The following is an 8,953-nucleotide window of genomic DNA, read 5'->3' on the forward strand; positions in this document are numbered from 1 at the left end:
GGATCAGGCGGCCTGCGCGCGCGAGGGCTTCAGCGCCTCGCCCCAGACGGCCAGCTCGTTGAACATGCCCTTGAGGCCGTCCACCACGGGCTGTTCGGGGCGCAGCACGCCGTCGTCGCCAATGAAGTTGAACACGAAGGGCACCGGCACCGACTGCGGCAGCGCCATGACGTTCATGTTGACCAGCAGCTGGCGCAGCTCTTGCGCGGCGCGCATGCCGCCCGAGACGCCACCGTAGCTGACCACGGCCGCGACCTTGCGCTCCCATTCCACCGCGAGCGCCTGGATGGCGTTGACCAGCGCGGCCGAGGGGAAGCTGTTGTATTCCGGGGTCAGGAAGACAAAGGCATCGGCCTCGGCGATCTTGGCGGCCCATTTCTTCGTGTGCTCGTGCTCGTAGGCCTGGGCGCGCGGGTGGCCGGCCTCGTCGAGCAGCGGCAGGTCGATTTCCTTGAGGTCGACGACTTCGACGTCGAAGCCGTTCTGCTCGCGGGCGAGTTCTTCGACCCACTTGCCGACGATCGGGACGATGCGGCCGGGGCGGGTGGAGCCGAGGATGATCTTCACTTTAAGAGACATGGGAGCTGTCCTTCTGCGGTCATGTGGGAGTGGGCGGCCGGGGAGGGAGATGGCCGTTCCTTGCGCTCTTACCTACGCTCGTATGGCGCAGGGACAATCCCCCCAGGCGCACACCGCAGGTGCGTTGCTGCACGGGCGTGCGGCGCAAGGGTCTACGCAACGAGTGCGCTTCGTGCGCGTTGGGATCGCGACAGAAGACGGAGATTCCCATGCCGAAGGACGAGACACGCCAAGCAGAACTCTACCGGATGGTCATGCCGAAACACCTGTGTCCCTGGGGTCTGAAGACAAAGGACCTTCTGGAGCGCGAGGGCTACGAGGTGCATGATCACCCGCTCCGCACCAAGGAAGAGACCCAGGCCTTCCAGCGCGAGCACGGTGTAGAGACGACGCCGCAGACCTTCATCGACGGCGACAGGATCGGCGGCTACGAGGATGTGCGCCGACACTTCGGCAAGCCTGTGCGCGACCCGGAGGCTACTTCCTACCGCCCGGTCATCGCGATCTTCGCTGTAGCCTTCCTGATGGCGCTGGCGCTGAGCTGGCTTGTGCTGGGCACGCTGTTTTCGTGGCGGGTGATCGAGTGGTTCATCGCCTTCGGCATGGTGCTGCTCGGTCTTCAGAAGCTGCAGCATGTCGAGAGTTTTCAGACCATGTTCCTGAACTACGACCTTCTGGCGCAGCGCCATGTCCGCTATGGCTATGTCTACCCGTTTGCCGAAAGCGGCGCGGGCCTGCTGATGCTTGCGGGGGTGCTGACCTGGCTCGCGGCCCCTGTGGCGCTGGTCATCGGCACAATCGGCGCGGTCTCGGTCATCAAGGCGGTCTATGTCGACAAGCGCGAGCTCAAATGCGCCTGCGTCGGCGGCGGCAGCAACGTGCCGCTGGGCTTCGTGTCGCTGACCGAGAACCTCGCGATGATTGCCATGGGTCTCTGGATGTTGGCCAAACTTCTGTTCTGAAATGAAAAGGCCCGCCGGCGAGGGCGGGCCTTTCGCTATCCGTCTGCGCGGGGCTCAGACCTTGTCAGTCAGCTCCGGCACCGCGCTGAAGAGGTCGGCGACGAGGCCGAAGTCGGCGACCTGGAAGATCGGCGCCTCTTCGTCCTTGTTGATCGCCACGATCACCTTGGAGTCCTTCATGCCCGCGAGGTGCTGGATCGCGCCCGAGATGCCGACCGCGATGTAGAGGTCCGGCGCGACGACCTTGCCGGTCTGGCCAACCTGCCAGTCGTTCGGCGCAAAGCCCGAATCCACTGCGGCGCGCGAGGCCCCCACGGCGGCGCGGAGCTTGTCGGCGAGCTTCGCGATCATCGCGAAGTCCTCTTCCGAGCCGACGCCGCGGCCGCCCGACACGACGATCTTCGCCGAAGTCAGCTCGGGGCGGTCACTCTCGGCCATCTTGTCCTCGACCCATTCGGACAGGGCCGGGTTGTCCCCCGCGCCGATGGTCTCGACTGCGGCCGAACCGCCGGTGCCTGCGGCTTCGAAGGTAGAGGTCCGGAAGGTGATGACCTTCTTTTCATCCTTCGATTTCACCGTCTGGATGGCGTTGCCGGCGTAGATCGGGCGCTCGAAGGTGTCGGCGTCGACCACGGCGGTCACATCGGTCAGGATCATCGCGTCGAGCAGCGCGGCGACGCGCGGCAGGATGTTCTTCGCATCGGTCGTGGCCGGGGCAACGATGTGGCTGAAATCGCCCGCCAGCGACACGATCAGCGCTGCGACCGGCTCGGCCAGGCGGTGGCCGTAGAGCGCGTCCTCGGCGACCAGCACCTTGGCGACACCGTCGATCTTGGCGGCTTCCTCGGCGGCTGCGGCAGCCGAAGCACCGGCGGCCAGAACCGTGACCTCGCCCAGTTTCGCGGCCGCGTTCACGGCCTTGGCGGTGGCGTCCAGCGCCAGGGCACCGTCGTTGATTTCAGCAAGAAGGAGAACAGCCATCAGAGAGCCCCCGCGTCTTTCAGTTTCGCCACGAGCTCGTCGACCGAGCCCACCTTGATGCCGGCGGCGCGCTCTGCGGGCTCCGAGGTCTTGACGATCTCGAGGCGCGGCGAGACATCGACGCCGAAATCGGCGGCGATCTTCTCGTCGAGCGGCTTCTTCTTGGCCTTCATGATGTTCGGCAGCGAGGCATAGCGCGGCTCGTTGAGGCGCAGGTCGGCGGTGATGATGGCGGGCAGGGCGACCTTGATGGTCTGCAGACCGCCGTCCACTTCGCGCGCCACGGTGGCGGCATCGCCCTCGATGTCGAGCTTGTTGGCATAGGTCGCCTGCGCCCAGCCCAGAAGGCCCGCCAGCATCTGGCCGGTGGCGTTCATGTCGTTGTCGATCGCCTGTTTGCCCATGATGACGAGCCCCGGCGCCTCTTCCTCGACGATCTTGGCGAGGATCTTTGCGACCGCGAGCGGCTCGATGTCGGTATGCACGTCCTCGGCGGCGGTCACCAGGATCGCGCGGTCGGCGCCCATGGCCAGCGCGGTGCGCAGGGTTTCCTGGCTCTGCTTCACGCCGATGGAGACGACGACGACCTCCTCGGCCTTGCCGGCCTCCTTGAGACGGATCGCCTCTTCGACGGCGATCTCGTCGAAGGGGTTCATCGACATCTTGACGTTGGCAAGATCGACGCCCGTGCCATCCGCTTTCACGCGGACTTTCACGTTGTAGTCGATCACGCGCTTCACGGGCACAAGCACCTTCATGAGCGGATCTCTCCCTTGGTTTCGCCGCGCGGGACGCGGCACTTCGTATTCTCCCGTGGGGTGATAGCGAAGTGAACGCTGGGGAAACAGAGACAATTTGCGCAAGCGCAGCAAAAGGACGCTGCGTTTTCGCGAGGTCATGGCCTCTGACGCGGTGGCATGTCGCGGCGGAAATTCGAAGGGTCGGAAACGCATTCAGGGCGATTTCGCCGAGTGCCTGAAAATTAGGCGACCACGTTCCGGTTCCTCGCGCAGGTTCTGGTGGCCGGCGGAACCTCGCTCTGCGCATGATTCGAGGGGGTGTCTGCGGGCGGGCTGACGAAGCAGAAGGGCCGCCCGGAGGCGGCCCTTTGCGGATCAGGTGAAGGTGTTGTTCCTCGGGAAGCCCCGCGGCGCCATGCGGCCCGCGGTGGCACGCTTGGCAATCCACTCGCTGAGGTCCGTCTCGGTGCGGGTGCGCCCCGCCGGGTCCTTCCAGCTGAGACCGTCGGCCAGCGTGAAGGTGGTGATGTCCGACAGGCCGCCATCCTTGTATTTCTGCAGGCGCACGCCCTTGCCGCGGCCCATTTCGGGCAGCTCGTCGAGCATGAAGACCAGCACCTTGCGGTTCTCGCCGACCACGGCGACGGCATCGCCCTGCACCGGTTTGCAGACCTTGGCGATCACGTCGTCGCGCACGTTGAGCACCTGGCGGCCGGTGCGGGTCTGGGCCAGCACGTCGGCCTCGGGCACCAGGAAGCCATCCCCGGCGGAGGAGGCGAGCAGCAGCTTGCGGTCCGGGACGTGGCTGAAGATGTCGATGATCTGCGCTTCGTTGGGGAGATCGACCATCAGACGCAGCGGCTCGCCCATGCCGCGCCCCCCGGGCAAGTTGGCCGCCGAAAGCGTGTAGAACCGCCCGTTCGAGCCGAAGACCAGCAGCCGGTCCGTGGTCTCGGCGTGGAAGATGAAGCGCGGGCCGTCGCCGTCCTTGAACTTCAGCTCGGAGCCGAGGTCGATATGGCCCTTCATCGCGCGGATCCATCCCATCTGCGAGCAGACCACGGTGATCGGCTCACGCTCGATCATCGCTTCCAGTGGCACGTCCTCGACCTCGCCCGCCTCGGCGAAGCCGGTCAGACGGGCGCCGCGGTCAAGCCCCTTGGTGAAGGCCTTCTTCACGTCGCGCAGCTCGCTCGAGATGGTCTTCCACTGCAGCTCTTCGCTGGCCAGCAAGTCCTCGAGCCCGGCGCGCTCCTCCATCAGCTGGTCGCGTTCGGCGACCAGCTCCATTTCTTCGAGCTTGCGCAAGCTGCGCAGGCGCATGTTGAGGATGGCCTCGGTCTGCACCTCGGTGAGGCCGAATTCCTCGCCCGACACAGAAGCAGGAGAGACGTAATCGGCCTCGGATGTCGCCCGAGCTGTCTTCCGGCCCCAGTCCTCGCGCATCAGCGCGGCCTTGGGGTCCTCGTCGTAGCGAATGATGTCGATGACGCGGTCGAGATTGAGGAAGGCGATGATCAGGCCCTCGAGCACCTCGAGGCGATGGTCGATCTTTTCCATCCGGTGCCGCGAGCGGCGGCAGAGCACGTCGCGCCGGAAGTCGAGGAAGGCGCGCAGCACCTCCTTCAGCGAGCAGACCTTCGGCGTCACCCCGTCGATCAGCACGTTCATGTTCAGCGAGAAGCGGATCTCGAGGTCCGAGTTACGGAACAGCATGTTCATCAGAACGTCGGGATCGACGTTCTTGGTCTTCGGCTCGAGCACCATGCGGATGTCCTCGGCGCTCTCGTCGCGGATGTCGGCGAGGATCGGGACCTTCTTGGTCTGGATCAGCTCGGCCAGCCGCTCGACCAGCTTGGACTTCTGCACCTGATAGGGGATCTCGGTGACCACGGCCTGCCACATGCCGCGGCCAAGGTCCTCGACCTCCCACTTGGCGCGCAGGCGGATCGAGCCGCGGCCCGTCGCATAGGCCTGGGCGATGTTGGCGCGCGGCTCGACGATCACCCCGCCGGTGGGGAAATCGGGGCCGGGCACGTAGTTCAGCAGCGTCTCGTCCGCCGCGTTCGGCGACTTGATGAGATGCAGACAGGCGTCGATCAGCTCGCCGATGTTGTGCGGCGGGATGTTGGTCGCCATGCCCACCGCGATGCCGCTCGATCCATTGGCGAGCAGGTTGGGGTAGGAGGCGGGCAGCACGACAGGCTCTTCAAGGCGGCCGTCGTAGTTCGGGCGGTAATCGACCGCGTCCTCGTCGAGACCCTGCAGCAGCGCCTCGGCCATGATGGTCATCCGCGCCTCGGTGTAGCGCGAGGCCGCCGGGTTGTCGCCGTCGATGTTGCCGAAGTTGCCCTGACCGTCGACCAGCGGGTAGCGGATGGTGAAATCCTGCGCGAGGCGGGCCATGGCGTCGTAGATCGCAGCGTCGCCGTGCGGGTGGAAGTCCCCCATGGTGTCGCCGGAGATTTTTGCCGACTTCAGAAAGCCCCCGGTGGAACTAAGTCGCAGCCGGCGCATTGCATAAAGGATACGACGATGCACGGGTTTAAGCCCGTCGCGGGCGTCTGGCAGCGCCCGGTTCATGATCGTCGAAAGAGCATAAGTCAGATAGCGCTCGCCGATCGCCCGGCGCAGAGTTTCTGCCACGTTACGAGGGTTCATGTTGGGGTCATCGACGATATCATTCATGCATATTGTGATACCCGCGCTGAAAAGCGCGGGCAAGCGATCCCCAGCGGGAAATCAGCCAGGGCGCCAAATTTCCCGAATTCCGCTTATCCGAGACGCTGAAATCAACTATGGTGTGTATGGCGCCGAGTATTTGAGCGGCGCGTTTGCGGCCCTTTTCACCCAGCCCTTTCCTGTACGGGAGATTTCAGCATGAAAAGTCTGATGGTCACGACCTTTGCCGCGCTCGGCTGGGCCTGGTACGCATTGTCCGGCGGCGCGAATTTCGAGCCCGGGGCGCACTCCGTCGAACTTCCCAACCTGCTTGCCTGGGGCTTCACCAGCCCGGCGGCGCCGCGTGCGGCCTCGGCTTCGATCGCCAGCGCGCAGACCGCCCCGGAGGTCACCCGCGCCAGCACCGCCTCGCTGGCCGATATTTCCGCCCCCGATTCGCCGCAGCCCGCGGTGACCAAGGTGTCGGCGGGGGCGATCGACGTGTCGCTCGCCGCGGTCCCCGCGCAGCCGATCTCGGCCAGCTTCGAGCCGGAAACCGCGGTTGCCACGCCTGCGGTCGCCACCGCCGCTGCGACTGATGCGATCTCCGCGGACCTGCGCCGCGTCACCGGCACGCGGGTCAACCTGCGCCACGGACCCGGCACCGGTTACTCTGTCGTCGGGCAGCTCGCCGAAGGTGCCAAGGTCGAGGTGCTCTCGGACCCCGGCGACGGCTGGGTGAAGCTCCAGGCCCAAGGCGGCACCGCCGGCTGGATGTATGACGCCTATCTGAGCGCCGCCAACTGAGCGGCGCCAGGCCCGGCCGCAGAACCCGGCGGCCGATTGCAGCCCGCCGCTGGCTCGCCTATGCCTGCAATAAATAGGCAAGGCAGCACGGCAGGGCAGGCATGATGGCGCAGACAGAGGCGCAGGGTGGGGCAGGGACCCCGCGGAAAACCATTCTCATCACCGGCTGTTCCTCGGGCATCGGCGAAGCTGCCGCCCGAGGTCTTCGCGCCCGCGGCTGGCGCGTTTTCGCCAGTTGTCGGCGCGAGGGGGATTGCGCCCGCATGCGGCTCATGGGCTTCGAGAGCCCGCGGCTCGACTACACCGACGAGGCGTCGATGGCGCAGGCGCTGGCCGAGGTGCTGGCGGCGACAGGCGGCACGCTCGACGCGCTCTATAACAACGGCGCCTATGCCGCACCCGGGGCGCTGGAAGACCTGCCCACCGGCGCGCTGCGCGAGATCTTCGAGGTCAACCTTTTTGGCTGGCACACGCTCACCCGCATGGTGATCCCGGTGATGCGGGCGCAGGGCCACGGTCGCATCATCAACTGCTCCTCGGTGCTGGGACTCGTGCCGATGCCCTGGCGCGGTGCCTATGTCTCGACCAAGCACGCGCTGGAGGGGCTGACGGACGTGCTGCGCCTCGAGATGTCGGACACGCCGATCAAGGTGATCCTGCTCGAGCCCGGCCCGATCACCTCACGCATCCGCGCCAATTCTGTTCCGCATTTCGAACGCTGGGTGGACTGGCAGGCCAGCCCGCGCCGCACGCAATACGAGCGCTCTCTGCTGAAGCGGCTCTACGCACCATCGGGCGGCCAGCCGGACACCTTCGAGCTGCCGGGCTCGGCGGTCACCGAGAAGCTCATCCTCGCGCTCGAGAGCGACCACCCGGCGCCGCGCTACTACGTGACCACCGCGACGCACATCATGGGCACCCTGCGCCGCCTGTTGCCGACCCGGCTGCTCGACGCGCTGATCGCCCGCGCCCGGTGACGAAGGCGCCGCGACGGGTGGCGCGCTAAGGTCGCAGCCGCGCCGGCTTCGCTTTTGGGCCCGAACCGGCTATGTGGGGGCAAAGAGGATAGGGAGGCTGCGCAATGCAGAAGGATCCGCTGTTTCTGGTCGTGGCCGTCGTGATGATGGCGGTCGTGGGCATCCTGCTCTTCGGCATCGGTTCCTTTGCCAAGGGCGGGGCCTTCAACAAGAAATACGCCAACAAGGCCATGCGCTGGCGCATCATCGCGCAATTCGTCGCGGTGCTTCTGATCCTGCTGTTCGTGTTTATCCGGAGAAGCTGACGATGATCGTGCTCAACAAGATCTACACCCGCACCGGCGACAAGGGCGACACCGCGCTGGTCGATGGCTCCCGGGTGCCGAAATACTGCGCGCGGGTGGAATCCTATGGCACGGTGGACGAACTGAACTCGGTGGTCGGTCTCGCGCGGCTGCATGCGGAGGGGGAGCTCGACGCAGCGCTGGCGCGGATCCAGAACGACCTTTTTGACCTCGGCTCTGATCTCGGCCGCCCCGAGATGGCGCGCGACGCCGAGGCCGGCTACCCGGTGCTGCGCGTGACGCAGGCGCAGGTCGAACGGCTCGAGGCGGAGATGGACGCGATGACCGCCCAGCTCGAACCGTTGCGCAGCTTCGTGCTGCCCGGGGGCTCGCCGGCCTCGGCTTTCCTGCACCAGTGTCGCACCGTCGCCCGCCGTGCCGAGCGCCGCGCGGTTGAGCTGGCGGCTTCGGAGGAGGTGAACACACATGCGGTGAAATACCTCAACCGGCTCAGCGACTGGTTCTTCTGCGCCGCGCGCATGGCCAATGACGGCGGCACCGCGGACGTGCTCTGGGTGCCGGGCGCGCACCGGGAGTAGCGGACGGGGGCTAACCTCCTAGGCCTGCGTCCAGGTCATCCCCGGGATATTCGGCCCCGGGCGAAGGCTCCGGCGAGCTCGGACTTGGCTTTTCGGGCGCGGACTCTGCCCTGGCGACATGCTGGTTGAGGGCCGGGCGCGCGAAAGCGTGACCGATTTAGCGCGGCTTTGAGGCTGCAGATATCAACAGACGCTTGATTTTCCGCTCCCGACCCAATAAACGGCCCGCGATGCGAAACCGGGTCGCAGTCGACCCCCTAGAGGTGAGACGTCTGGAAAGATGGCAAAGGAAAAGTTTGAGCGCGGCAAACCGCACTGCAACATCGGCACGATCGGTCACGTCGACCACGGCAAGACCACGCT

The 8,953-nt window shown here is 66.0% G+C and carries 10 protein-coding genes; 6 read left to right on the top strand and 4 right to left on the bottom strand.

Going from position 1 to position 8,953, the window contains the following annotated elements:
• Positions 1–3: 3 nt before the first annotated feature.
• Entirely contained in the window at positions 4–579 is a 576-nt protein-coding gene (locus G0D83_RS31755) for an NADPH-dependent FMN reductase (protein ID WP_164198674.1), read from the bottom strand.
• A 209-nt stretch (positions 580–788) separates the two neighbouring features.
• Between G0D83_RS31755 and G0D83_RS31760 the strand changes: the two genes are divergently transcribed.
• Positions 789–1,541 (top strand): glutaredoxin family protein, encoded by a 753-nt coding sequence (locus G0D83_RS31760; RefSeq protein ID WP_164198675.1) that lies wholly within the window; start codon positions 789–791, stop codon positions 1,539–1,541.
• 54 nt (positions 1,542–1,595) lie between these two features.
• Here the strand turns inward: G0D83_RS31760 and G0D83_RS31765 are convergent, their stop codons facing one another.
• From G0D83_RS31765 to G0D83_RS31775, 3 genes are all read right to left on the bottom strand, one after another.
• The gene (locus G0D83_RS31765) at positions 1,596–2,522 is read right to left on the bottom strand and encodes an electron transfer flavoprotein subunit alpha/FixB family protein (RefSeq protein WP_164198676.1); all 927 of its coding nucleotides are present in this window, start codon (positions 2,520–2,522) and stop codon (positions 1,596–1,598) included.
• The gene (locus G0D83_RS31770; RefSeq protein WP_164198677.1) at positions 2,522–3,280 is read right to left on the bottom strand and encodes an electron transfer flavoprotein subunit beta/FixA family protein; all 759 of its coding nucleotides are present in this window, start codon (positions 3,278–3,280) and stop codon (positions 2,522–2,524) included. The genes G0D83_RS31765 and G0D83_RS31770 overlap by 1 nt, the downstream gene beginning before the upstream one ends.
• Before the next feature lie 357 nt (positions 3,281–3,637).
• Entirely contained in the window at positions 3,638–5,950 is a 2,313-nt protein-coding gene (locus G0D83_RS31775; RefSeq protein WP_164198678.1) for a DNA topoisomerase IV subunit A, read from the bottom strand.
• A 192-nt stretch (positions 5,951–6,142) separates the two neighbouring features.
• Between G0D83_RS31775 and G0D83_RS31780 the strand changes: the two genes are divergently transcribed.
• From G0D83_RS31780 to G0D83_RS31800, 5 genes are all read left to right on the top strand, one after another.
• A complete protein-coding gene (locus tag G0D83_RS31780; RefSeq protein WP_164198679.1) occupies positions 6,143–6,730 on the top strand; it encodes an SH3 domain-containing protein in 588 nt (195 codons plus the stop codon).
• A 101-nt stretch (positions 6,731–6,831) separates the two neighbouring features.
• Positions 6,832–7,707 carry an SDR family NAD(P)-dependent oxidoreductase gene (locus G0D83_RS31785; protein WP_235939848.1) on the top strand — a complete coding sequence of 292 codons (876 nt, stop codon included), beginning with the start codon at positions 6,832–6,834 and terminating at the stop codon, positions 7,705–7,707.
• 104 nt (positions 7,708–7,811) lie between these two features.
• Positions 7,812–8,012, top strand: a complete 201-nt coding sequence (locus G0D83_RS31790; RefSeq protein WP_108967216.1) for a twin transmembrane helix small protein — start codon at positions 7,812–7,814, stop codon at positions 8,010–8,012.
• 2 nt (positions 8,013–8,014) lie between these two features.
• Positions 8,015–8,590, top strand: a complete 576-nt coding sequence (locus tag G0D83_RS31795; RefSeq protein WP_164198680.1) for a cob(I)yrinic acid a,c-diamide adenosyltransferase — start codon at positions 8,015–8,017, stop codon at positions 8,588–8,590.
• A gap of 280 nt (positions 8,591–8,870) precedes the next feature.
• A partial coding sequence (locus G0D83_RS31800; RefSeq protein WP_235939862.1) for a GTP-binding protein occupies positions 8,871–8,953 on the top strand: 83 nt, incomplete at its 3' end.

Origin of the sequence: Salipiger sp. PrR003 (genome assembly GCF_010500785.1) — a bacterium.
Lineage (GTDB): Bacteria > Pseudomonadota > Alphaproteobacteria > Rhodobacterales > Rhodobacteraceae > Salipiger > Salipiger pacificus_A.